This is a genomic window from Curtobacterium sp. Curtsp22 (assembly GCF_059492135.1).
On record NZ_CP168519.1, the window covers coordinates 2,022,538 to 2,045,104 of the forward strand.

Annotated in this window: 24 protein-coding genes and 1 pseudogene; 14 read left to right on the forward strand and 11 right to left on the reverse strand. The window is 71.7% G+C overall.

What is annotated here, in order from left to right:
- Window positions 1–5 precede the first annotated feature (5 nt).
- Complete coding sequence (locus ACEN8D_RS09615) at window positions 6–1,643, reverse strand: glycoside hydrolase family 13 protein (protein WP_413399138.1); 1,638 nt, start codon at window positions 1,641–1,643, stop codon at window positions 6–8.
- 103 nt (window positions 1,644–1,746) lie between these two features.
- Here ACEN8D_RS09615 and ACEN8D_RS09620 point away from each other — a divergent pair, with 103 nt between their 5' ends.
- From ACEN8D_RS09620 to ACEN8D_RS09640, 5 genes are all read left to right on the forward strand, one after another.
- On the forward strand, window positions 1,747–2,304 hold the full coding sequence (locus tag ACEN8D_RS09620; protein ID WP_413399137.1) for an NADPH-dependent FMN reductase: 558 nt from the start codon (window positions 1,747–1,749) through the stop codon (window positions 2,302–2,304).
- Between the two features lie 138 nt (window positions 2,305–2,442).
- The gene (locus ACEN8D_RS09625) at window positions 2,443–2,955 is read left to right on the forward strand and encodes a MarR family winged helix-turn-helix transcriptional regulator (RefSeq protein ID WP_070417171.1); all 513 of its coding nucleotides are present in this window, start codon (window positions 2,443–2,445) and stop codon (window positions 2,953–2,955) included.
- A 92-nt stretch (window positions 2,956–3,047) separates the two neighbouring features.
- On the forward strand, window positions 3,048–3,554 hold the full coding sequence (locus tag ACEN8D_RS09630; protein WP_144756919.1) for a Dps family protein: 507 nt from the start codon (window positions 3,048–3,050) through the stop codon (window positions 3,552–3,554).
- Between the two features lie 10 nt (window positions 3,555–3,564).
- Complete coding sequence (locus tag ACEN8D_RS09635; RefSeq protein WP_261646949.1) at window positions 3,565–4,365, forward strand: SDR family NAD(P)-dependent oxidoreductase; 801 nt, start codon at window positions 3,565–3,567, stop codon at window positions 4,363–4,365.
- A gap of 8 nt (window positions 4,366–4,373) precedes the next feature.
- On the forward strand, window positions 4,374–5,567 hold the full coding sequence (locus ACEN8D_RS09640; protein WP_309778138.1) for an NAD(P)/FAD-dependent oxidoreductase: 1,194 nt from the start codon (window positions 4,374–4,376) through the stop codon (window positions 5,565–5,567).
- A 92-nt stretch (window positions 5,568–5,659) separates the two neighbouring features.
- On the opposite strand, the gene ACEN8D_RS09645 is transcribed toward ACEN8D_RS09640, so the two are convergent.
- The 5 genes and pseudogenes from ACEN8D_RS09645 to ACEN8D_RS09665 all read right to left on the reverse strand — a co-directional run bounded on the left by ACEN8D_RS09645 (window position 5,660) and on the right by ACEN8D_RS09665 (window position 10,742).
- The gene (locus ACEN8D_RS09645) at window positions 5,660–6,739 is read right to left on the reverse strand and encodes an alpha/beta fold hydrolase (RefSeq protein WP_309778136.1); all 1,080 of its coding nucleotides are present in this window, start codon (window positions 6,737–6,739) and stop codon (window positions 5,660–5,662) included.
- An 89-nt stretch (window positions 6,740–6,828) separates the two neighbouring features.
- Window positions 6,829–7,611: pseudogene (locus tag ACEN8D_RS09650) on the reverse strand (SMP-30/gluconolactonase/LRE family protein); the annotation flags it as partial.
- A 141-nt stretch (window positions 7,612–7,752) separates the two neighbouring features.
- Window positions 7,753–8,586 (reverse strand): DUF1206 domain-containing protein, encoded by an 834-nt coding sequence (locus ACEN8D_RS09655; protein WP_309778134.1) that lies wholly within the window; start codon window positions 8,584–8,586, stop codon window positions 7,753–7,755.
- Between the two features lie 123 nt (window positions 8,587–8,709).
- Window positions 8,710–9,876: an RtcB family protein gene (locus ACEN8D_RS09660; protein WP_309778133.1), complete on the reverse strand. Its 1,167-nt coding sequence runs from the start codon at window positions 9,874–9,876 to the stop codon at window positions 8,710–8,712.
- Between the two features lie 392 nt (window positions 9,877–10,268).
- The gene (locus tag ACEN8D_RS09665) at window positions 10,269–10,742 is read right to left on the reverse strand and encodes a MarR family winged helix-turn-helix transcriptional regulator (RefSeq protein ID WP_309778132.1); all 474 of its coding nucleotides are present in this window, start codon (window positions 10,740–10,742) and stop codon (window positions 10,269–10,271) included.
- Between the two features lie 63 nt (window positions 10,743–10,805).
- Between ACEN8D_RS09665 and ACEN8D_RS09670 the strand changes: the two genes are divergently transcribed.
- The 4 genes from ACEN8D_RS09670 (at window position 10,806) to ACEN8D_RS09685 (ending at window position 14,637) form a co-directional block, all read left to right on the forward strand.
- On the forward strand, window positions 10,806–11,333 hold the full coding sequence (locus tag ACEN8D_RS09670; RefSeq protein WP_309778131.1) for a phenolic acid decarboxylase: 528 nt from the start codon (window positions 10,806–10,808) through the stop codon (window positions 11,331–11,333).
- The gene (locus ACEN8D_RS09675; protein ID WP_309887083.1) at window positions 11,333–12,097 is read left to right on the forward strand and encodes an alpha/beta fold hydrolase; all 765 of its coding nucleotides are present in this window, start codon (window positions 11,333–11,335) and stop codon (window positions 12,095–12,097) included. The genes ACEN8D_RS09670 and ACEN8D_RS09675 overlap by 1 nt, the downstream gene beginning before the upstream one ends.
- A 94-nt stretch (window positions 12,098–12,191) precedes the next feature.
- Complete coding sequence (locus ACEN8D_RS09680) at window positions 12,192–14,021, forward strand: glycoside hydrolase family 15 protein (protein ID WP_413398376.1); 1,830 nt, start codon at window positions 12,192–12,194, stop codon at window positions 14,019–14,021.
- 13 nt (window positions 14,022–14,034) lie between these two features.
- A complete protein-coding gene (locus tag ACEN8D_RS09685) occupies window positions 14,035–14,637 on the forward strand; it encodes a DnaJ family domain-containing protein (protein WP_413398377.1) in 603 nt (200 codons plus the stop codon).
- Window positions 14,638–14,732: 95 nt separating this feature from the next.
- Here ACEN8D_RS09685 and ACEN8D_RS09690 read toward each other — a convergent pair whose 3' ends face one another.
- Window positions 14,733–15,413: a hypothetical protein gene (locus tag ACEN8D_RS09690; protein ID WP_309777829.1), complete on the reverse strand. Its 681-nt coding sequence runs from the start codon at window positions 15,411–15,413 to the stop codon at window positions 14,733–14,735.
- A 209-nt stretch (window positions 15,414–15,622) separates the two neighbouring features.
- On the opposite strand from ACEN8D_RS09690, the gene ACEN8D_RS09695 reads away from it, so the two are divergent.
- The 5 genes from ACEN8D_RS09695 (at window position 15,623) to ACEN8D_RS09715 (ending at window position 20,665) form a co-directional block, all read left to right on the forward strand.
- The gene (locus tag ACEN8D_RS09695) at window positions 15,623–18,094 is read left to right on the forward strand and encodes a phosphoketolase family protein (RefSeq protein WP_413398378.1); all 2,472 of its coding nucleotides are present in this window, start codon (window positions 15,623–15,625) and stop codon (window positions 18,092–18,094) included.
- A 400-nt stretch (window positions 18,095–18,494) separates the two neighbouring features.
- Window positions 18,495–18,638 (forward strand): hypothetical protein, encoded by a 144-nt coding sequence (locus ACEN8D_RS09700; RefSeq protein WP_495600996.1) that lies wholly within the window; start codon window positions 18,495–18,497, stop codon window positions 18,636–18,638.
- 34 nt (window positions 18,639–18,672) lie between these two features.
- Window positions 18,673–19,356 (forward strand): fumarylacetoacetate hydrolase family protein, encoded by a 684-nt coding sequence (locus ACEN8D_RS09705; protein WP_413398380.1) that lies wholly within the window; start codon window positions 18,673–18,675, stop codon window positions 19,354–19,356.
- A gap of 159 nt (window positions 19,357–19,515) precedes the next feature.
- Complete coding sequence (locus ACEN8D_RS09710) at window positions 19,516–20,478, forward strand: sugar phosphate isomerase/epimerase family protein (RefSeq protein ID WP_413398381.1); 963 nt, start codon at window positions 19,516–19,518, stop codon at window positions 20,476–20,478.
- 10 nt (window positions 20,479–20,488) lie between these two features.
- Window positions 20,489–20,665: a hypothetical protein gene (locus ACEN8D_RS09715; protein WP_156794789.1), complete on the forward strand. Its 177-nt coding sequence runs from the start codon at window positions 20,489–20,491 to the stop codon at window positions 20,663–20,665.
- Window positions 20,666–20,692: 27 nt separating this feature from the next.
- Here the strand turns inward: ACEN8D_RS09715 and ACEN8D_RS09720 are convergent, their stop codons facing one another.
- From ACEN8D_RS09720 to ACEN8D_RS09735, 4 genes are all read right to left on the reverse strand, one after another.
- Window positions 20,693–21,022: a hypothetical protein gene (locus ACEN8D_RS09720; protein WP_070417187.1), complete on the reverse strand. Its 330-nt coding sequence runs from the start codon at window positions 21,020–21,022 to the stop codon at window positions 20,693–20,695.
- Window positions 21,019–21,588, reverse strand: coding sequence for a hypothetical protein (locus ACEN8D_RS09725; protein WP_309778114.1), 570 nt, complete (start codon window positions 21,586–21,588; stop codon window positions 21,019–21,021). The genes ACEN8D_RS09720 and ACEN8D_RS09725 overlap by 4 nt, the downstream gene beginning before the upstream one ends.
- Entirely contained in the window at window positions 21,585–22,199 is a 615-nt protein-coding gene (locus tag ACEN8D_RS09730) for an RNA polymerase sigma factor (protein WP_229086513.1), read from the reverse strand. The genes ACEN8D_RS09725 and ACEN8D_RS09730 overlap by 4 nt, the downstream gene beginning before the upstream one ends.
- Window positions 22,200–22,374: 175 nt before the next feature.
- Complete coding sequence (locus tag ACEN8D_RS09735) at window positions 22,375–22,530, reverse strand: hypothetical protein (RefSeq protein ID WP_175473746.1); 156 nt, start codon at window positions 22,528–22,530, stop codon at window positions 22,375–22,377.
- Window positions 22,531–22,567 lie beyond the last annotated feature (37 nt).

The window sequence follows — 22,567 nt, forward strand, 5'->3', positions numbered from 1 at the left end:
CCGGCTCAGCGCAGCCAGACGGTGGTCTCCCCGGGGAGCACCCCGTCGCCGAGCGGACCGGACGACACGACGACCTCGCCGGCGGGCAGCCGCACCGGCTCGGTCCCGAAGTTCGTGACGGAACGCCACCCGTCGTGCCGCGCGAACGCCACGATCCCGTCCGGCGCCTCGATCCACGCGAGGTCCTCGCCCCGCTGCAGGTCCCGTCGGGCGGCGGTCGCCGCGCGGTAGAGGGAGAGGGTCGACGCGGGGTCGCCGTCCTCCGCCTCGACCGAGGACGCCCCGAAGTCGGCCGGTTGCGGCAGGTGCGGTGCGACCGCCCCGAACCCGAACGACGGCCCGGACGTCGTCCAGGGGATCGGCACGCGACACCCGTCCCGCCCCTTGACGGTGTGCCCGGTGCGGATCCACTTCGGGTCCTGCAGCGCCTCGTGCGGGATCGCCGCTGCCTCCTGCAGCCCGAGCTCCTCGCCCTGGTAGACGTACGACGAACCGGGCAGCGCCAGCATCAGCAGCGTCGCCGCCCGCGCCCGCCGGAGCCCCCGCGCACGATCGAGCGACGGTGTCGTGCCGTCGGTCAGGAGCCACGCGTCGGTGTCCGTGCCGTCCGGCAGGCCGTAGCGGGTCGCGTGCCGGACGACGTCGTGGTTCGACAGCACCCACGTGCTCGACGCCCCGGACTGCGCCGACGCCGACAGGTTCCGCTCGATGATGCCCCGGAACGCCGCGGCGTCGAACGGCGCCTCGAGCAGGTCGAAGTTGAACGCCTGCCCGAGCTCGGTCGGCCGGGCGTAGAGCACGCGGCGCGGCGCGGGCGCCCAGGCCTCCGCCACGGCGGCTCGTGGTGGGTCGTACTCGTCGAGCACCCGGCGCCACGCCGCGAAGATCTCGTGCACCTCGTCGCGGTCGTAGAGCGGATCGGAGCCGTCGAGCGGCAGGTGGTGCTCGTCGGACGGACGGTACGGGGTCGACAGGTCCTTCGCCAGGCCGTGCGCGACGTCCACCCGGAAGCCGTCGACCCCGCGGTCGGACCAGAAGCGCAGCGTGTCCTCGAAGTCGGCACGGACCTCCGGGTTCGACCAGTCGAGGTCCGGCTGCTCGGGGGCGAACAGGTGCAGGTACCACTGGCCGTCGGGCAGGCGGGTCCAGGCGCTGCCGCCGAAGTTCGACACCCAGTCGCTCGGCGGGAGCGACCCGTCGGCACCGGCACCGTCCCGGAACACGTACCGAGCGCGTTCCGGCGAACCCGGGGCCGCGGCGAGCGCGGCACGGAACCACGCGTGCTCGTCCGAGGTGTGGTTCGGGACGATGTCCGCGATCAGCCGGATGTCGTGCTCGTGGAGCGCACGGACCAGTGCGTCGAAGTCGTCGAGTGTGCCCAGGCGGTCGTCGACGTCCCGGTAGTCGGCGACGTCGTAGCCGCCGTCCGCCAGCGGGGAGGGGAAGAACGGCGACAGCCAGACCGCGTCGACGCCGAGCGACGCCAGGTAGGGCACGCGGCTCGTCACGCCCGCGAGGTCGCCGAGGCCATCGGCGTCCGTGTCCGCGAAGCTCCGTGGGTAGACCTGGTAGACGACGGCGTTCCGCCACCAGTCCGGGTCGGTCGTGCGGGGCGTGCTGGCCGGCGTCCGAAGCGTGCTCACGTCGCCAACGTACCGACGATCCACCGGACCGGGAATAGGGGTCCACGCGCACGCATTGGTTGTCGATGACACCTTTCCGTCACAGAACCAGTAAGGATCCCCGATGACGAACGTCCTCGCCCTCGTCGGCAGCCTCCGCGCCGAGTCCATCAACCGCAAGCTCGCCGAGGCGGCTGCGCACCACGCCCCGGAGGGCATCGAGCTGACGACCTTCGACGGCATCGTCGACCTGCCCTTCTACAACGAGGACATCGACGGCGACACCCCGCCCGCCTCGGCCGTCGCCTTCCGCGACGCGGTGGCCGCCGCCGACGCCGTCCTGCTCGTCACCCCCGAGTACAACGGCACCATCCCGGCCGTCCTGAAGAACGCGCTGGACTGGGGTTCGCGTCCGTTCGGCGCCTCGCCGCTGTCCGGCAAGCCGCTCGCCGTCATCGGCTCGGCCTTCGGCCAGTTCGGCGGCGTCTGGGCCCACGACGACGCCCGCAAGGTCGCCGGGATCGCCGGCGCGAAGGTCCTCGAGGACGTCAAGGTCGCCATCCCGCAGTCGGTGGTCCGGTTCGCCGAGGCCCACCCGCGCGAGGACGCCGAGGTCACCACGCTCGTCCAGGGCGCCCTCACCGCGCTCGCCGAGGCGACCGAGGAGCAGGCCGCAGCCTGACGACGTCACGCACGTGACGACGGACGGGAGGCGCGGTGCGGGCCCGCACCGCGCCTCCCATCCGTCCACGGGTGCGGGAGACCGCATCCCGTGAGATCCCTAGACGCTCTAGCAACGAGACGGGCTACCCTGAACGCCATGTCCACGCAGGAGATCACGGAAGCGTCCGGGTACTGGTTCCCCGATGACGACGCGACCCAGCGGGGCGTCACCGTCCTGAACGCCCTCCGCCGGTACCGCGCCGCCGAGACCGCGATGCGTCGACGCACCCGCGACTCGATGGGCATGGGCGAGACCGACCTGCTCGCGGTGCGCTTCCTGTTGCAGGCGCAGCGCGCCGGGCGCACCGTGAAGCCGAAGGACCTGGCGGCGTACCTCAAGATCTCGTCCGCCTCGACCACGATCCTCATCGATCGCCTCGTCAAGTCGAACCACGTCCGCCGCGACCCGCACCCGACCGACCGCCGCGCCCTCGTGATCACCCCGACCACCGAGACCGACGAAGAGGTCCGCGCGACCCTCGGCATCATGCACCGCCGGATGATGGGCATCGCCGAGGGACTCTCCCCCGAGGACGCCCGCGTCGTCGCCGTGTTCCTCGAGCAGATGCGCTCCGCCGTCGACCAGGTCGACCCCGCCGTCACGCACTGATCGGACCACGGGGGACGCGTCCTCTGAGCGGACGTCCTGCCGCACCGCGTAGACCGGTGTGGTACCGGCCACCAACGCGGAAGGAACCGATCATGCACGCATCGGACAAGCTCGCCAAGAACCTCCAGGCGGTCCTCGTGGACCTCATCGACCTGCACGTCCAGGGCAAGCAGGCCCACTGGAACATCCTCGGGACCAACTTCCGGGACCTCCACCTCCAGCTCGACGAGATCGTCGACGCCGCCCGTGAGTTCGCCGACGACACCGCCGAGCGCATGCGCGCCCTGTACGCGGTCCCGGACGGCCGCTCGAGCACCGTCGCGGCGTCGAGCCACCTCGACCAGTTCCCCGAGGGCGAGATCACCACGCACGACGCCATCGACCAGGTGACGCTCCGCCTCTACCAGGCGACCGGCACCATGCGCGACGTCCACGACGAGGTCGACGAGGAAGACCCGACGACGGCCGACCTGCTGCACGGCTTCATCGAGCGCCTCGAGCAGCTCGCGTGGATGGTCTCGGCCGAGAACCGCGCACCGAGCACCCCGCTCGCCTCGGCCACCACGCCCGCGGTCGCGGACGCCTCGGCGCACGCGTAGCGGCCACCAGGTGGACCTCGGGATCCAGGGCAAGACCGCCCTGGTCTTCGGCGCGGACTCCGGCATCGGCTGGAACACGGCTCGCATCCTCCTCGCGGAGGGTGCGACCGTGGTCGTGTCGGACCTCGACCAGTCGCAGCTCGACAACAGCGCCGATCAGCTCGAGGCGCCGTACGGCAGGCTGCACGCCTTCGCCGCGGACGTCACGAGTGCCGCGAGCCTGGCCGACCTGCACACCAGGGTGCGCGACGCCGTCGGCGAGATCGACATCCTCGTGCAGTCCTCCGGCGTCACGGGCGCCCAGGGCCTGTTCCACGAGATCGACGAACAGGGATGGCTCGACACCATCGACGTCGACCTGATGGGGCCGGTGCGGATCACGCGTGAGTTCATCGGCGACCTGCGCCAGGGCGGCTGGGGTCGCATCGTCTACCTCGTGTCCGAGGACGCGTCGCAGCCGTACGACGACGAGCTCCCCTACTGCGCGGCCAAGGCCGGGGTGCTGTCCTTCGCGAAGGGCCTCTCCCGCACCTACGCGAAGGAGGGCCTGCTCGTGAACACCGTGTCGCCGGCGTTCATCCACACGCCGATGACCGACGCGATGATGAAGAAGCGCGCCGAGGAGACCGGCCAGACCTTCGACGAGGCGATCGCGTCGTTCCTCGACGACGAGCGCCCGTACATGGAGCTGCAGCGTCGCGGCGAGCCGGAGGAGGTCGCGAACGTCATCGCGTTCCTCTGCTCCGACCTCGCCAGCTTCGTGAACGGCTCGAACTACCGGGTCGACTCCGGCTCGGTCGCAACGATCTAGGAGACGCCATGACCGACTTCCGCTACCTCGTCGTCGGCGGCGGGATGGTCGCCGACGCCGCTGCCCGCGGTGTCCGCGAACTCGATGCCGACGGCTCGATCGGCATCATCAGCGAGGACGTCGACCGGCCGTACGCCCGGCCGGCGCTCTCGAAGAAGCTGTGGACCGACCCGGACTTCAGCTGGGACGAGAAGGTCGACCTGCACACCGAGGAGACCGGCGCGACGTTCGTGCTCGGCACCGCGGTGACGGCGATCGACCGCGCGGCGAAGACCGTCACGACCTCGGACGGGCAGACCCACGGCTACGAGCGGCTGCTCCTCGCGACCGGCGGCACGCCCCGTGGGCTCCCCGGGCTGTCGCCGTCCGACCGGGTGCTCGACTACCGGAGCGCCACCGACTACCGACGCCTCCGTGAGCTCGCCGACGCCGGGGCCCACGTGGCCGTCGTCGGTGGCGGGTACATCGGCACCGAGATCGCGGCCGGCGTCGTGCAGAACGGCGCCCGGGTGACGCTCGTCGACCCGGACGAGGTCGTCGGCGGCCGGATGTTCCCGGAGGACCTCGCCCGGGCGTTCCAGCAGCGCTTCGTCGACCACGGCGTGGAGCTCCGGCTCGGGCGCCGCGTCGACCACGGGACCGAGCACGAGGGTGGCGTCACGCTGACCCTCGACGACGGGTCCGAGGTGTCCGCCGACGCGGTCGTGGTCGGACTCGGCATCGAACCGGCCACCCGCCTCGCCGCGGACGCCGGACTCACCGTGCGGGACGGCATCGTCGTGTCCTCGACGCTCCTCACCGACGACGACTCGGTGTTCGCCGCCGGCGACGTCGCCGAGTACCCCGACCGGATCCTCGGCACGCGCCGGGTCGAGCACGTCGACAACGCCCAGCAGCAGGGCCGGCAGGCGGGGCGCAACCTCGCCGACGCCGACGAGACGTACGACCACACGCCGATGTTCTACTCCGACGTCTTCGACATGGGGTACGAGGCGGTCGGGCAGGTCACCACGAAGCTGCGCACGGTCGAGGACTGGCAGGAACCGACCGTCACAGGTGTCGTCTACTACCTCGACGACGACGACCTCGTGCGCGGCGTCCTGCTCTGGAACGTCTGGGACAAGACCGACGAGGCCCGCAAGGTCCTCGCCGATGCCCACGCGCTCACGCCGGACATGCTGATCGGGCGCATCACGCCGTAGCGTCGCGTCCACCCTGGAGGCGCGGTGCCGGTCCACGAGACCGGCACCGCGCCTCCGGTCGGTCGCGTCCGTCCGCGGGCCGGTCCGCGGGATCAGCCCGCCTTGCGGGTCTCCGGAGCCACCTCGTCGACGATCTCGCGGCGATCCGCCGGGTCGACCGGCAGGTCGTCGCCGTCCGCCATCGCGACCGCGTGCGCCGACTTCGCCGCCTCGAGCGTCTCGTCGTCGTTCTTCGCCATGCCGAGCAGTTCGACGAAGCGCGACTTGACGAGCAGCCAGGCCTCGCGGGGGCCGAGCCGGGACAGGTCCGACGCCGTCGAGTCGTCGCGGACGCGCTGGAGCGAGGACACCCCGCGGTCGGGGAGCCGTCCGGCCACGTGGTCCACGGCGAGCTGGGCGACCGCGTCCGCCTGCGCGTGCATCACCGAGTGCGCGCCGTCGACGACCTCGCGCAGCACCGCGTACGGGAACACGCGGGCGAGCCGGCGCACCCAGTCCCGCGGGACCATCGCGTCGTGCTCGCCGCGCACGATGAGCGTCCGTGCCTGCACGTGGGCGGCGCGCTCCTCGATCGGGAAGGCGATCATCCGCGGCAACACCTTCGAGAACCAGTGCCAGCCGCACAGGGCGTACGCCGTGATGCCGTGCCAGCGGACGGCTGCCGGCTCGTGCAACGTGGACCGGAGGAACCGGAACGCCGACTGCCGGACCGTGCGCGCGTGCGAGTCGACCACCGGGCTGATGAGCACCAGGTCGGAGATCTCCGGACGACGCGCTGCCACCTCGGTCACGACCTGGGTGCCCATCGAGTGGCCGACGAGCACCGGGTCGACGAGTCGGAGGTCGTCGATGACCTTCTCGACCGCGTCGGCGTACCGCTCGATCGAGACCTTCCCGCGGAAGCGCGGGACACCGGCGAAGCCGGGCAGGTCGAGGGCGTGCACGGGGCCGTTCTCGTTGAGGTGCGGGGCGAGCCGCTCGTAGTACGTGGCGGCGATGCCGAGCCCCGCGACGAGCAGGAAGGCGCGGTCGCCGGGTTCGCCGACGGAGCTGACGCGCACGTACGTGCCGTCGACCGCGACCCGGTCGACCTCGACCGTGACGTCGGCGTTCTCGGCCTCGTCCAGTCGCTTCGCGGGGTCCGGTGTCGCGTCCGTGTGCTCGTCGTCCACTTCGGTCTCCTCGGGTCGGGCGTCGCTCCTCGGTTCGGGCGATCGCCCAGGATACCCGCGGTGCCCCCGATCCCGCCGTCGGCGCCCCGTCAGCCGCTGAAGGTGTTCGCGGGGAACCCGTGCACCCGCGTCGGCACCGCGAGGACGGCACCGGAGTGCGGGTGCGCGACGAGCTGCTCCTCGGTGAGGTTCTCCCGCGCCGAGGCGACGAACAGCGTCGACATGTCCGGGCCGCCGAACGCCACCGACGTCACGTTCGACACCGGGAGCTCGACGGTCTCGAGGTGCGATCCGTCCGGACCGTACCGCTCGACCCGACCGCCGCCGTAGACCGCGCTCCACGAGCAGCCCTCGTCGTCGCGGACCAGCCCGTCGTGCGCGGACCCGACGACGAACGGCTCGAGCTCGCCGAGCTCCCCGTCGGGGCCGTACGACCCGCGGTAGATCGTCGACGCGCTCGTGTCCGTGACGTACATGACCGTGCCGTCCTCCGACCACTCGATGCCGTTCGTCACGCCGAAGCCGCCGCGGAGGAGTCTCGTGGTGCCGTCCGGCTCGATCGAGTACAGGGCACCGTCCGGCTCCCCCGTGGTGAGGTTCATGCTGCCGACGAGGAACCGGCCGAACGGGTCGCACTTGCCCTCGTTGAACCGGAGGCCGGCCGTGGCGTGCTCGACCCGGGCGATCTCACGCTCGACGACGCCCTGAGCGTCCGTCACGACGACGGAGTCGCCGAGGGCCGCGACGAAGCCACCGCCCGCGCGGGGCTGGAAGCTCGCGAGCGGGGGCGGCAGCTGCACGGTGGACGTGACCGTGCCGTGGGCGTCCGCGGTGGTGAGGGTGCCGAGGGTGATGTCGACCCACCGCAGCTCGTTCGTCCCGGGGTCCTACACGATGCTCTCCGCGAGGACGGCTCCGGCGTCGGAGAAGACGGTCACGGGTCCGGTCGTCGCGCTGCTGCTCATGACACCGGTCTACCGGTGCCGCCTCCGTGCGCGTCCACCGTGTCCGTGTCAGAGGCGAGCGTAGCGGGCGCGGAAGAAGCTGTAGACGCCGAAGGCCACGAACCCGATGCCGACGGCGACGAGCACGACCGCCCCGCCCGGCATCGAGCGGAGGGCGTCGAACGCCCCGTCCAGTCCGGTCGCCTGGTCGGGGTCGCTCCGGAAGGCAGCGACCGCGATGAGCACGCCGACGACCACCACGGCGATCCCCTTCAGCACGTACCCCACGACGCCGAGCACGGTGACGACGCGTTCGAGCGGCTGGCGCGGGCGCACGAGCTGCTTCCAGAACGAGCGGCGGCAGCCGATCACCACGAGGCCGACGCCGATCGCGACGGCCACCGCGGCGACGAGCAGCAGGAGGAACACGCCGCCGGGCGTCGCGAGCGCCTTCGCGGCAGCACTCCGCGAGGACCCGCTCGAACTCGTGCCGGCTCCGACCGCGTAGGACGCCGCGGAGTACGCGATGACCCCGTAGACCACGGCCTTCCCGACGTTCTTCAAGCGGTTGCCCCAGGCGCGGGCGCTGTCCGTCCTCCCACCGACCACGGCTTCGAGCACCAGCCGGATCGTCAGCGCAGCACAACCGACGGCCATGACCCAGAGCAGGACGACCCCGCCGGGGACCGCGGCGAGCTGCTGCAGCGCACCCGACTGGTCGGTCTCGCTGCCCGACGACGCGTTGCCGACGCCGAGCAGGATCGCCAGGTAGCCGATCAGCAGGTGCACGATGCCGCTGCCGACGAACCCGGCGCGTGCCGTCAGCTCGAACCACCGGCTGTCGGCCACGCGCTTCGCTCCACGACCGGTCTTCCGGGCCGCCTGTTCCGCCTGTTCACTCACGCCATCGAGCGTGCCCGACGGAACGGGCCGTGTCCGGCACGGGCGGTGACACCCGGCCATCTGGCAGACGGGAGGCGCGGTGCGGGCCCGCACCGCGCCTCCCGACCCTGCGTGGCGGCGACGTCAGTCGCCCTTCACGTTGACGACCTGCCGCAGCGTGTGCCGGATCGACACGAGCTCCGAGGCGTCGGCCATGACCTGGTCGATCGGCTTGTACGCCGCCGGGATCTCGTCGAGGAACGCGTCCGTGTCGCGGTACTCGATGCCGACCATCGCCTCGCGCAGCTGGTCGTGCGTGAACGTCCGCCGGGCGGCGCTCCGCGAGAACAGCCGACCGGCACCGTGCGGCGACGACTCGAGCGACGGCTTGTTGCCGAGCCCCTCGACGACGTACGACGCGGTGCCCATCGACCCGGGGATGAGCCCGGGCTGCCCGGCCCGCGCCTGGATCGCGCCCTTGCGGGAGACCCACACCGACTTCCCCCAGTGCGTCTCGCGCTGCGTGAAGTTGTGGTGGCAGTTGATCCGCTCCTGCTCGTCGACGGGCGTGCCGACGGCCTCGGACAGCTGCCGCACGACGCGGTCCATCATCTCCTCGCGGTTGAGGAGCGCGAAGTGCTGGGCCCACCGCAGCTCGGCGATGTACCGGTCGAACTCCGGGGTCCCCTCGACCAGGTACGCCAGGTCGGGGTCGGGCAGCTCGATCCACCAGCGCTGCATGGCCTTCTTGGCGACCGCGATGTGTCGCTGGGCGATCTTGTTGCCGACACCCCGCGACCCGGAGTGCAGGAACAGCCAGACGCGGTCCGCCTCGTCGAGGGACACCTCGATGAAGTGGTTGCCGGACCCGAGCGTGCCGAGCTGGTTGCGCCAGCCGCCGTGCGCTCCCGCGGGGTCGAACCCGGCTGCCTCGGCCATGGTCTCGAGCTCCGCGATCCGGGGCTCGGCCGTGGCGACGATCTTCCGGTTCGACGCACCGGCCGACAGCGGGATCGCCCGCTCGATCTGCTCGCGCAGCTCCTGCAGGTCGTCGGGCAGGTCGGCCTCGGTGAACTGGGTCCGGACCGCGATCATGCCGCAGCCGATGTCCACGCCGACGGCTGCCGGCATGACCGCGCCGAGGGTCGGGATGACCGACCCGACGGTGGCGCCGAGGCCCAGGTGGGCGTCCGGCATGAGGGCCAGGTGCGGGAACACGAACGGCATGCGAGCGGTCGTGCGGGCCTGCTGCTCGGTGTTCTCCTCGAGCATCGAGGCCCAGCTCAGCAGCCGGTCGGTGATCTTCTCCATTGCTTCGTCTCGCTTTCGTGACGGTCTTCGGTGACGGTCCGGAGCGGGGTCCTGCTGCCGTCCGGCACCACGAGGCGTGGCGTTCGGAGGGCAGCGTCGTGGAGAGGACGCCCCGGGCCGGGTGGGCACGGGGCGTCGGGTGACGTCGCGTGCCTACGCGGGATAGCGGTCGGACTGCTGCTGGTTGCGCTGTTCGGGCAGCACGGCGAGCGTGTCGAGCTGGAGCTCGACTCGCTGTTCGTGGTGCTGCACGGTGCGCACGCGCGGTCCTTCCGGTGGTGCCCGGGACGGGCGGTCCTGCCGATGGGCAGGAGGACGACAGTAGTGCGACACGCCCGGGGTGCACAAGCGCGACACGCCCGGGATGCGCTGGACCCGGTGGTCGGGGGGGGTCAGGCGCCCCCGCGCTCGTCGAGTCGTGCTCGCAGGCGCTCGAGTGCCGGCACGGCCGCCACGAGCGCTCGCCGGTCGCCCTCGGAGAGCGCGTCCATCGCGTCGACGAGGACCCGCTCGGCGGATGCGTCGTAGTCCGCGAGGCGGCGTTCGGCGAGGCCGGTCAACCCGACCTCGGTACTCCGCCCGTCACCACGCGCGAGACGACGCTCGACCAGACCGTCCCGCTCCATCGCCTGGACGAGGTTGCTCACCGTCGAGCGCGCGAGCCCGAGCGACCGGCCCAGCGCGGTGGGACTCGACCACCCGTCCTCCCCCAGACGCCGGAGCACCTCGATCTGCGCGTCGGGGATGTCGGGCAGGGCCACCGAGCGGCGGGCCGTGGCGAGCAGTGTCCGACGGAACGGGCCGATCTCCGCGCTCAACCGCCGCGCCACCCGGGGCAGGTCGGGGTCGTCCGGTTGCTCGTCCACACTCCCAGGGTAGTCATCGGAAATGCGCTTGCAACAAACGCTGTTCGGGAGCAAACTCGAACCATGGACATCACCACCAGCGTCGAACACCCCGTCCCCGAACAGGACCTCTCCGGCATCGTCGGGCACCGTTTCATCTACACGTACGCCAACGGGTGGCAGTACGAGATGTACGTCAAGAACGCGACGACGATCGACTACCGCATCCACTCCGGCATGGTCGGCGGACGATGGGTGAAGGACCAGCAGGTCGACCTCGTCGCACTCACCGCGGGCGTCTACAAGGTGTCCTGGAACGAACCGACCGGCACCAGCGTCGTCGTCACGGTCGTCCCCGGTGAGCGGGTCCTGCACGGCACGATCTTCTTCCCGCACTGGGTCGAGGAGGACGGCAGCAAGACGGTGCTGTTCCAGAACGACCACCTCGACCGCATGCGCGAGTACCGCGACCAGGGGCCCACCTACCCGATCTACGTCGTGCCCGAGTTCGCGCACATCACCCTGTTCGAGCACGTCGGCGAGGACGACGAGACTGTCGTCGACACCGCGCCCGGCGACCTGCCCGCAGGCTTCGCCGACCGGTCCAACTGATGCGCGCGTTCGCCCCGGTGACGCTCGGGCACGGCGGTCGCACCCTCCGCGGCTGGCAGCTCGGCACCGTCGCGCGGAACGGCTCCGCGGCCCTGCTCGTGCACGGCTTCGGCAGCACGGACACCGGCGGACAGCAGCTGTTCGTGCAGACCGCGCGCACCCTGGCCGAGCACGGCTCCACGGTCCGGTCGTACAGCCGGCTCGGGCACGGGACGAGCGACGGCGACTTCGCCGACATCACCATCGGCGACGAGGTCGACCAGGTCGTCGCGATGATCCGCACGCTCGCGGCGGACGCGGCCGGGCCCGTGCACGTCGTGGCGCACAGCCTCGGGGCGGTGGAGTCCGCCATGGCGGCCGCACGCGTGCCGGAACTCGTCGCGACGCTGACCCTGTGGTCACCGGCCGGTGTCGTCGTGGACGACATCGCACGGCACGACCGGATCCAGGGCCAGCCGCTCGCCCGGGCACGGGAACAGGGCTGGTTCGACTTCGGCGGCATGGCCCTCGGCACGGCGTTCATCGACGAGGTGACGGCCGGCCTCGACGTGTACGCGACGATCGACCGCTACACCGGTCCCGCCGAGGTCCTGCACGGCACCGCGGACCAGATCGTCCCCGTCCGGTACGGGCAGCGCTACGGCGAGGTGCTCCCCGGGGCGACGTTCACTGCGGTGGAGGGCGCCGACCACGGCTGGTCGTCCGTCCCGTGGCGACGGACGTTGCTCGACCACCTGGTCGCCTCGACGGGCGGCGCCCGCTGACGGCTCCTCCACAGCCTGGAGGAACGGCGGGCGTCCTCCACAGCGGGGTACGCCCGCCTGATGGTCGGGCCCAGGGCGCGGGCAGGCTGGGACCATGACCGAGCGGACCCGAGACACCCCTGACGTGATCGACCACGAGGAGCGCACCGACGGCTACGCACCGCTCCGGTCCTACGGCGCGATCGGCGACGGTCGGACGGTGGCGCTCGTCGCACGGGACGGCCGGATCGACTGGCTGCCCATCCCCTCGATGGACTCGCCACCGGTCTTCGCGAGCATCCTCGACGCCGAGCACGGCGGACACATCGCCCTCCGGCCGGTCGACGCCGACGCCGGGGTCTCGCGCGAGTACCTGCCGGGCACGAACGTGCTCGTCACCACCTGGACCACGCGGTCGGGCTCCGTGACCGTGACCGACGCGATGGTGACCGGCGTCGCGGGACGCCTGCCCTGGGCCGAGGTCGCCCGGTGCGTGCAGGGCGTCGACGGCACGGTCGAGATGGAGTGGGCGGTGGTGCCGGGGACCCTGCTCAACACGGCCGAACCGCGACGCCTCGACACCGCGAACGGCGCCGTGATCGGCATCGACGGCATCACGATCGCCATCGTCGAGCAGGGTTTCGAGCCCGTGCACGACGACGGGCCCCGGTTCTCCGGCCGCTTCACCACCGCCGAGGGCTCGAAACACATCCTGACCATCGTCGGGACCCACGACGAGCCGATCTTCATGCCCCGGCCGGAGAGCGCGCTCCAGGCGATGGACCGGACGATCGACAACTGGGCGACCTGGTCGGAGGAGTTCTCGTACGACGGGCCGTGGGCCGAGCCGGTGCAGCGGAGCGCCCTCGCCCTCAAGCTGCTCATCTTCTCGCCGACCGGCGCGATCGCAGCGGCGCCGACGACGAGCCTGCCCGAGGACCGCACCGGCGGCAAGAACTGGGACTACCGGTTCGCCTGGGTACGCGACCTGTCGTACACGGTGCACGCGCTGACCCGCTTCGGGCTGCGCGAGGAGACCCACGCCGCGGTGTCCTGGGTGATGCGCACGATCGCCGAGCACGACGAGGACATGCCGATCTTCTACGAGCTCGACGGCTCGAAGAGCGACGGCGTCGAGGAGCGCGACGTCCCGGGCTGGAACGGCATCGGCCCCGTCACCGTCGGGAACCGCGCCGGCGACCAGCTGCAGCTCGGGGTGTGGGGCGACGTCTTCGAGATCCTGCGCCAGTACGTTCGCGCCGGCAACGTCCTCGACCGGAAGACCGCGGCCGTCCTGCAGGAGCTCGCCGACGACGCCTGCCACCGGTGGGAGGAGCCGGACTCGGGCATGTGGGAGCTCCAGGACACGCAGCACTACGTCTCGAGCAAGATCGGCTGCTGGCAGGCGCTCGACGCCGCGGCCGAGCTGCACGAAGCCGGGATGATCGACGGGCCGCGCGACAAGTGGATCGAGAACCGCGAGCTCATCGAGCAGTGGGTCGCCGAGCACGGGTGGGACGAGGAACGCGGGTACTACGTGATGTACCCGGGTTCCGACAAGCTCGACACGTCGATCCTGCTGCACGCGATGAGCGCCTTCGACCGGGGTCCCCGCATGGAGTCGACCATCCGGGCGATCGAGGAGCAGTTGCAGCACGGCCCGCTCGTGTACCGGTACTCGGGCATGGAGTCCGAGGAGTCGCCGTTCGTGGCGTGCTCGTTCTGGCTCGCGGCCGCGATGGCCTGCGTCGGTCGGGTCGACGACGCCCGCGACCTCATGGACGAGATGGTGGAGCAGGCGAACGACGTCGGCATGTTCAGCGAGATGATCAGCGAGGACGGCACGTTCATGGGCAACATCCCGCAGGGGCTGTCGCACCTGGCGCTCATCCAGGCAGCGCTCACGATCGAGGAGGTCGCTGGCGAGGAGCGCTCCGGGGAGTGATCATGGAGGGGTCATGAACGACGTCGATGCACGCATGGACCGGTTGCGACGGGCCGCCCGCTACCGGTACCAGCAGCTCGTGGACAGCGAGATCGAACGCGGCTCCCTCGACCCCGACGAGGTGCGTGAGGAGCGTCGGCTCCTGAAGGCCGCCGACGTCGCGGCGCACGCTCGCGCCCAGATCGAGGAGGCCGAGCGGCGGGGTGTCTTCGAGGGCAACCCGTACCACGGCAAGCGGCTCCCGGGGAACGACGGACGCCACGACCCCGACTGGTGGATCAAGGCGAAGATCGAGCGCGAGGAGATCACCGGCATCGCCCCGCCCGCCCTGGCGCTGCGGAAGGAGGACGCCGAGCTCGACGAGCACCTCGACGCCCTCTCCTCCGAGCCCGACGTCCGTGACGTGCTCGACGACTTCAACGCCCGCGTGAAGGAGGCCCGCCGGCAGCTCCTCGGTGGGCCGCCGGTGGTGACCCCGCTCCGTGACGTCGAGACCGAGGTCGCCGGCTGGCGAGCGCGTCGGCAGGAGCGACTGGCGGCCGAGGCGCAGGCGGCCGCGAACCGGGCCGCTGCCGAGGCGGACCGACCCCGGCGGTGGTGGCGCCGACGTCGGTGAGGTGATCCGCGCCTCCTGGACCACCCCCGGACACGGGAACGACCGCAGCACCGCGCCCCGCGCGCGGTGCTGCGGTCGTCCCTGGCGTGGGGGTGTTACTTGATCTTGGCGGTGATGGTGGCGGTGCCGACGAGGAGGCCGGACTTCACGGCGTCGGTCTTGAAGGTGCTGTTGAGCAGCTTCGCCGCGTCACCCGAGACGTGCACCGTGGTGCCGGTCAGGATCGCGTTGTCACCCTCGAGCTGGAGGGGCTTGAGCGTGCCACCGTGCAGCGAGAACAGGTACGCGTTGTTCACCGCGACCTTGCCGTTGACCAGCACGTCACCGTAGAGCTTGGACGAGCCCGGGTTCACGACGAAGTTCTCCAGCGTCACCGTCGTCGAACCGGCGGTCAGGGTCAGGCCCGAGTCGTCGTGGTTCAGCAGACCCTGCACGTACGGACGGTAGTCACCGTCCGGCGACCAGTACGTGACCGAACCGGACGTGATCGGGAACGACACGGACCCGTCGGCGAGCTTGGCGTCACCGGAGACACCCGGGGTGAGCTTGAGCGCGGTGAGGGCGTCGGTGAAGCCGGAGTCGAGCTTCACGGCGGTGTCGCCACCGAGGACCTCGGGCACCGATGCGACGGGGCCGGGGATCTTCGACGAGGACGACGACACGGTGTGCACCGACGGGGTCGAGGCCTGCGCCGAGGTGATGCCGAACGCGGCACCACCCAGCACGAGCGCACCCGTCGTGGCGAGCGTGATGGAGGTCTTCAGGGACTTGCGCATGGGTTGGGTCCTTTGCTGTCTCGGGGGCTCCGGCCGGTGGCGACGTGCTCCTGTGCACGCGCCGTGCTGTGTGCTTGCTGTGGCCCGGCCGTTCGTGACCGGAGAGCGCCCTGGGCGTTTGCCCTTGTGACATGCATTCGGCACCCCCTGCCGAACGGTTTGGAACTTTTTCTGGGATTCCCCCGCGACCGCCTCCGTACCGTGGGGGCATGGCCCCCGCATCCCCCTCGAGCACCGACCGGATCCGCGCGATCGACGCCTGGTGGCGCGCCGCGAACTACCTCACCGTCGGGCAGATCTACCTGCTCGACAACCCGCTGCTCGACCGCTCGATCACGCCGGACGACGTGAAGCCCCGGCTGCTCGGACACTGGGGCACCTCGCCGGCGCTCAACCTCGTCTACGCACACTGCAACGCGCTCATCGCCGAGACGGACCGGCAGCTCCTGTACATCTGCGGGCCCGGTCACGGCGGTCCCGCGATGAACGCGAACGCGCTGCTCGACGGCACGTGGGGCGAGCTCTACCCGGACATCACGCCGGACCCGGACGGGCTGCGACAGTTCTTCCGGCAGTTCTCCTTCCCCGGTGGGATCCCCTCGCACGCGGCGCCCGAGACCCCGGGGTCGATCAACGAGGGCGGCGAGCTCGGCTACTCCCTCGCCCACGCGTACGGAGCGGCACTCGACAACCCGGACCTCGTCGTCGCGTGCGTCGTCGGCGACGGCGAGGCCGAGACCGGGCCGCTCGCCGGGTCCTGGCAGGCGCACACGTTCCTCGACCCGGTGTCGGACGGCGCCGTGCTGCCGATCCTCAACCTGAACGGGTGGAAGATCGCGAACCCGACGGTCCTCGCACGCATCCCGCACGACGACCTGCACGCCTACTTCCGCGGGCTCGGGTACGAGCCGATCGTCGTCGACTCCGCCCGCGTCGACGACGACCCGTTCGCCGTGCACGCCCTGTTCGACGGTGCGCTCCGGCGTGCACTCGCGACGATCGACGACATCCAGGCCGCGGCCCGCGCCCAGGCGCAGCGAGCGGCCGCCGGGCAGCCGGCCGGTGCTGCGGACCTCCGACCACGCTGGCCGATGATCATCCTCCGCACGCCCAAGGGCTGGACCGGCCCGAAGGTCGTCGACGGCCAGCAGGTCGAGGGGACCTTCCGCGCCCACCAGGTCCCCCTGCCCGCCGTCCGCGAGGACGACGACCACCGCCAGCAGCTCGAGGAGTGGATGCGGTCCTACCGCCCCGAGGAGCTGTTCGACGACGACGGCCAGCCGATCGGGATCCTCACCACCATCCGGCCCACCGGCGACCTGCGGATGAGTGCGACCCCGCACGCGAACGGCGGTCGGCTCCGCACCGCCCTCGACCGCCCCGGGCTCGAGGAGTTCGGCGTCCCCGTCGGCGAGGACGCGAGCGCCACCGGCACGCTCGGCCCCTGGCTCGCTGCACTCATCCAGCGGAACCCCTCGTCCTTCCGGCTCTTCGGCCCGGACGAGACGGTGTCGAACAAGCTCGACGCGGTCTTCGACGTGACGTCGCGCGTCTGGCGTGCCCAGCGTGGCGTCGGGGACGAGCACCTCGGCGCACACGGCCGGGTCACCGAAGTGCTGTCCGAGCACCTGCTCGAGGGGATGCTCGAGGGCTACGTGCTGAGCGGCCGCCACGGCGTCCTCAACACCTACGAGGCGTTCGCGCACATCATCGACTCGATGGTCGGCCAGTACGCGAAGTGGCTCGAGTCCTCGACGGACATCGACTGGCGGGCACCCGTCTCGAACCTGTCGATCCTGCTGTCGTCGCACGTCTGGCGCCAGGACCACAACGGCTTCTCGCACCAGGACCCGGGGTTCCTCGACGTCGTCGCGTCGAAGCAGCAGGACCTCGTCCGCATCAAGCTGCCGGCCGACGCGAACACCCTGCTCGCCGTCGCCGCGCACGCACTGGAGACGACCGACCGCATCGAGGTGATCGTCGCCGGCAAGCACCCCGAGCCGGTGTTCCTGTCGCTGCCCGACGCGGTCGAGCACGTCGCCGCGGGGCTCGGCGTCTGGGACTGGGCCGGCACCGAGGAGACCGTCGGCCGCGTCGACGTCGTGCTCGCCTGCGCCGGTGACGTCCCCACCGTCGAGGCCGTGGCCGCCGCGGACATCATCCGCCAGCACGCTCCCGAGGTCGGCGTCCGTGTCGTGAACGTCGTCGACCTGCTGTCCATCGGCGACCCCCGGAAGCACGAGCACCCGGTCCCCGACGAGCGCTACGACGAACTGTTCCTGCCCGGCACCCCGACCGTCTTCGCGTTCCACGGGTACCCGTCCCTCGTGCACCAACTGACCTACCGCCGGAACGGGCACGACGACCTGCACGTGCACGGGTTCCTCGAGCAGGGGACGACGACGACCCCGTTCGACATGCTCATGCGCAACGAGATGGACCGGTTCGCGCTCGCGCACGACGCCCTGACCCGGGTGGACGCGTCGGCGCACGACGCGCTGCGCACGCGGCTGTCCGAGGCCCGCACGGCGGCCCGCGAGTACGCGTACACGAAGGGCGAGGACCACCCGAGCGTCGGTGCGTGGCGGTTCTCGGGGTGGCCGCAGGACGAGGCGGCATCGGAGGGCACGGGTGGCGACCCGGGCGAAGGGGAGACCGAGGGGGCCGCGCCCGGCAGCTGACGCGCGTCCGCGGGCTCCTCCACATCCAGGAGGCGCGGATCACGTTCCACAGGACCGGTCACGCTCGGCGCGTGGCCGGTCCTGTCGCGTCAGGGTGCGGAATACAGAGTTCTTGGGGCATCGGGACCACTGGTGGCAGCGTTGGTCGTGGGTGGTCGAGCGGGCGTTGTCGGCCGACGAGCGGCGCCGTGACGCGGCCGCTCTGATGACCCATGCACTCATGACTCGTGCATGGGCGACGGACGACGACGCCTGGTGGAAGAAGCGCTCGAACAACACGAGGAGAACGCCACACGGGAGCGGCGGATCGACGAGGAAGGACCGGAACGTGATCACGGATGAAGACGACCTGCGTTTCAAGCAGCGCCTCGATCGGATGGAACGCAGAGTTCCCCGACTGATGGCGCATCCACACTACGGGCCGCTCATGGTCCAGGAAGGCCGTGTCGAACGACTCGAGGAGATGCGCATCGAGTGGCGCGAACGACAGGAACGGGCACGAGCACGGAAGCTCCGGTGGGAGGCCTCGATCAGCGAGGGCTGACCGAGCACCGCGCCGCCGGTGGCACGCTGGACGGGTGAGCGACCTCGTCATCCCGGCCCCGACCCTCCCGACCGTCCCCACCACCACCGGCGGACGCTTCCCCGTCCGGCGGGTGTTCTGCGTGGGCCGCAACTACGCCGCGCACGCTCGCGAGATGGGCCACGACCCGGACCGCGAGCCGCCGTTCTTCTTCACGAAGCCGGCGGGCGCGGTGGTGACCGACGACGCGGACACCCCGTACCCGTCCGTCACCGAGCGCCTCGAGCACGAGGTCGAGCTCGTCGTGGCGATCGGTCGCGGCGGAACGGACATCCCGGTCGACACGGCCCTCGACCACGTCTGGGGCTACGCCGTCGGGATCGACCTCACGCGGCGCGACCTGCAGGCCGAGGCGAAGCGGCTCGGCCGCCCCTGGGACACCGCCAAGGGCTTCGACGCCTCGGCCCCGGTCGGCGCGGTCGTCCCCGCAGCCGACGTCGACCCGACCTCGGGCACGATCGAACTGCGGGTGGGTGGCGAGCTCCGACAGTCCGGGGACCTCGCCGACCAGATCTGGTCCGTCGCCGAGACCATCGCGGAGCTCTCGCGGTTCGTGTCCCTCGCGCCGGGCGACCTCCTGTTCACCGGCACCCCGGACGGTGTCGGAGTCCTCGCCCGGGGGGACCTCGTCGAGGGCACGATCGCCGGCGTGGGCTCGGTCCGGACCGTGATCGTGTGATCCCACGCGTTTCTCCCGTGTGTCGGCGGCCTGGGAGGGCTCGCAGCACCACCGAGTAGCAATGTCTCGACGCCGCTGCGGGGTGCGCGGTGTCGCCACACTGGGGACACCCGACCGCAACGGGGCGGGGCGGCGTGTCCGGAGAACGGAGGTGCCGCCGTGCAGGAACACGACCTGCTCGCGACGTCCTGGACATGGGCCGGGACCGAACCGATCGGCGAGCGCATCGACGCCGTCGGTGCTGCCGGCTTCGCCGGACTCTCGCTGTCGCTCGGTGACCTGCACGAGGTACGGGCGACGATCGGGTTCGCCGCCCTCCGCCGCATGCTCGACGGTGCGGGGATCGTCTGGGTCCAGGTGGGGCCGCTCGAACACTGGTGGACCTGCTCGAGCCACACCACCGACCAGGACGCCGACCGCGGTGTGGTGCTCGAGGCCGCCGCGACCCTGAGCGCCTGGCAGGTCGTCGCGCGTGCGGACGTCACGCTGCCCGGCGGCTCGCCGTCCGCCATGGTCGACGACTGGAACGAACTGGCCGGGCAGGCCGCGAAGGTCGGTGCGCAGCTCGTCCTCGAGCCCGAGCCGTGGTCGAACCTGCCGACGGTGGAGCGCGCGTCCCGGTTCGTCACCGCCGCCGGTCACCCGAACGGCGGGCTCCTGGTCGACGTGATGCACGCACTGCGCGGCGGGTCCACGCTCGCCTCCATCCGCGAGGGCGTCGCGCCGGCGTCGCTCGCCGCGGTCGAGCTGAGCGACGGTCTGCTCCACACGCCGGCGGGCATGACCCTCGCCGAGGAGGCCCGCGAAGCTCGCCACCTGCCCGGAGCCGGTGCCTGGGACGTCCCGGGGTTCGTCCGCACCGTGCGCGACCTCGGGTTCGACGAGCCGTGGGGTGTCGAGGTCCGGACGGCAGCACACCGGGCGATGCCGATCGGAGACGCCCTCCGGACCGCTGCCGCGGCGACACGGGCGGTGCTCGACGCCGCCGACGCCTTCGGGACGCCCGCCGTCCCCGCGATGCCGACGACCCCGGCGCCGACCTCGGCGGTGGACTTCGAGCCGCCGGCTGCTCCCCCGTCGAGCGACCGTCGCCGCGATGCCGACTCAGGAGCTCCGGCGTAGCGTCATCGGCATGACCGACCAGCCAGCACACGACGACGACCTGCTCCGCCGCTCCCAGGAGTCCATCGACGAGGCGAAGGCGGCTGCGGCCGAGGTGGTCGAACCGGACGAGGACGACCTCATCGACGAGGACCTCCCGGTCGCCGACGACGCCGAGCCCGCCGACGGTCCCGCGCCCGCTCCCTGAGTTCCCCCGGCCGGTGGTCTCCGGCGCTCAGTCGATCTCGACGACCCGCACGGTGACGTCCGACGGTCGACGTCCCAGCAACGCCGTCCCCTCGGCGACCACCGCGTCGCGGACGCTCCGGACGAGCCCGAGCGTCGGGACCCGCCGGTCGGTCGTCACGACCACGCGGATCCGGGCGCCCTCGCGTCGGTCCTGCACGAGGACCGCGCCACCATCTCGGGGCAGGTCGAGCACCGAACGGACGTCGCGGACGAGCGTGGCGAGGTTCGGCCCCGGCGGCAGCACCGAGCGGACCCCGGGGACCCCGAGCACGACCGCGGTCAGTCCGCGCGAGACACTGCGCACGTCGTCGGTCACGGTCGTCCTCCCTCGATGAGGTCCGCCACCCGCACCACGAGCGACCGCACCACGAAGGGTGCGTGCGCCGCGAGCGCGTCCTCGATGATCGACCGGAGTGCCTCGGCGCGGAGGTGCACCGGCCCGTCGGCGCTCGCGGCGATCGACACCTCGACGTCGACCGATCCGCCGGCCGTGCCGACGTCGCCCGTGAACCGGGTCCGTCGGACGACCACGCCGGGTACCTCGTCGCCGAGCGCCCGCACGAGTCCGCGGAGTGCGCCTTCGGTCACGACGAGCGTCGACGCGGGGTCGTCGTCCGGGACGGGGATGTCCCGCCCCGCGTGCGCCGTCGTCCGCACCGACGCGAGGACGCTGGCGATCCAGCCGACGTCGGCCCCGGCGGCCTCCGCGGCCTCGGCGTCGAGCAGGTCCCGCGAGGCCGTGCGCAGCGACTCGAGCCGCACCAACGCAGCGGCCGCCTCGGGGTCGCCGTCGATCTCCGGCCGCGCCGGGGTGCGGTCGGTGTCCAGGTAGTCGGAGAGTTCCTCGAGGGTGAACGCGCCGAACCGTTCGTCGTCGGTCATCGCCACCCCTCCATCTGCTCGAGGACACGACGTCGTGCCCGCGCCAGCACCCCGCGCACCGTCGCCTGCGGCATCCCCGTCGCCTCGGCGATCTCGGCGTACGACGCCCCACCGATCTCCCGCATCACCCAGACGGCACGGTGCGCGTCCGGGAGTGCCTGCACGATACGCGCGAGTTCCTGGACCTGCAGCCGCGTGCTGACGACCTCGTCGACGGGGCGGTCGTCGGCCGAGTCGACCACCGCTTCGAGGTCCAGGTGTGGATGCCGACGACGGAGGCGGTCGAGCGCCTTGTTCGCCGCGATCCGGAACAGCCAGTTCCGCACACGGTCGGGGTCGTCCACCCGGTCGATGCGCTGCCAGGCCTGGAGCGCCGCCTCCTGCACGGCGTCCTCGGCCTCGCCGTCGCCGTGTCCGAGGATCCGAGCGGCGTAGGCGCGCATGTGCGGGCCGTAGCGGCGGATCAGCACCCCGAACGCGACCGTGTCGCCGTCGGCGCTGCGCGCGACGAGGGAGGCGTCCGACAGGGACGCCAGGGCGTCAGCGTCGCTCAGGGTCGGCTCCTCGTCGATTTTCTTCGGTTCTCGCGTGACGATCGCGGTCGTCGTCACGTCTTACGTACGGGTCTACCAGGAGCGCGGTGCGTGCCTGGTGCGAAGCGCGTCGTGACCGGTCATCCCTGAACGACCGGTCACGGCGCCCCGACGGCGGCCCGGGCGCCCCCTGATCCGGCGCACGGGCCGTCTTCACCCGTCGATGCCCCGGGGTGTCGTCGTTCTCCGGGTGCTACTCGTCGACCTCGTCACCGAGGAAGTCCGCGTAGGTCACCTCGGACTCCGTCACCGCGACCCCCGGGTCCACGGGTGTGCGCGCCGACCGGTCCCCTGCGATCGTGACTCGTTCCTCCGCGGTGAACGGGGGCAGGTACTTGCTCGCGCTCATGCTCGCGCCCTTTCGTCCCGGCGAACGTAACAGCCCG

Bases quoted from the DNA above. Each gene is read 5' to 3' on its own strand.
- ACEN8D_RS09630 (WP_144756919.1), top strand. From the start codon at position 3,048: ATGCACGCATCGGACAAGCTCGCCAAGAACCTCCAGGCGGTCCTCGTG.
- ACEN8D_RS09670 (WP_309778131.1), top strand. From the start codon at position 10,806: ATGGACATCACCACCAGCGTCGAACACCCCGTCCCCGAACAGGACCTC.
- ACEN8D_RS09735 (WP_175473746.1), bottom strand. From the start codon at position 22,530: ATGAGCGCGAGCAAGTACCTGCCCCCGTTCACCGCGGAGGAACGAGTC.
- ACEN8D_RS09715 (WP_156794789.1), top strand. From the start codon at position 20,489: ATGACCGACCAGCCAGCACACGACGACGACCTGCTCCGCCGCTCCCAG.
- ACEN8D_RS09620 (WP_413399137.1), top strand. From the start codon at position 1,747: ATGACGAACGTCCTCGCCCTCGTCGGCAGCCTCCGCGCCGAGTCCATC.
- ACEN8D_RS09675 (WP_309887083.1), top strand. From the start codon at position 11,333: ATGCGCGCGTTCGCCCCGGTGACGCTCGGGCACGGCGGTCGCACCCTC.
- ACEN8D_RS09700 (WP_495600996.1), top strand. From the start codon at position 18,495: ATGGCGCATCCACACTACGGGCCGCTCATGGTCCAGGAAGGCCGTGTC.
- ACEN8D_RS09680 (WP_413398376.1), top strand. From the start codon at position 12,192: ATGACCGAGCGGACCCGAGACACCCCTGACGTGATCGACCACGAGGAG.
- ACEN8D_RS09660 (WP_309778133.1), bottom strand. From the start codon at position 9,876: ATGGAGAAGATCACCGACCGGCTGCTGAGCTGGGCCTCGATGCTCGAG.
- ACEN8D_RS09695 (WP_413398378.1), top strand. From the start codon at position 15,623: ATGGCCCCCGCATCCCCCTCGAGCACCGACCGGATCCGCGCGATCGAC.
- ACEN8D_RS09640 (WP_309778138.1), top strand. From the start codon at position 4,374: ATGACCGACTTCCGCTACCTCGTCGTCGGCGGCGGGATGGTCGCCGAC.
- ACEN8D_RS09685 (WP_413398377.1), top strand. From the start codon at position 14,035: ATGAACGACGTCGATGCACGCATGGACCGGTTGCGACGGGCCGCCCGC.
- ACEN8D_RS09625 (WP_070417171.1), top strand. From the start codon at position 2,443: ATGTCCACGCAGGAGATCACGGAAGCGTCCGGGTACTGGTTCCCCGAT.
- ACEN8D_RS09725 (WP_309778114.1), bottom strand. From the start codon at position 21,588: ATGACCGACGACGAACGGTTCGGCGCGTTCACCCTCGAGGAACTCTCC.
- ACEN8D_RS09690 (WP_309777829.1), bottom strand. From the start codon at position 15,413: ATGCGCAAGTCCCTGAAGACCTCCATCACGCTCGCCACGACGGGTGCG.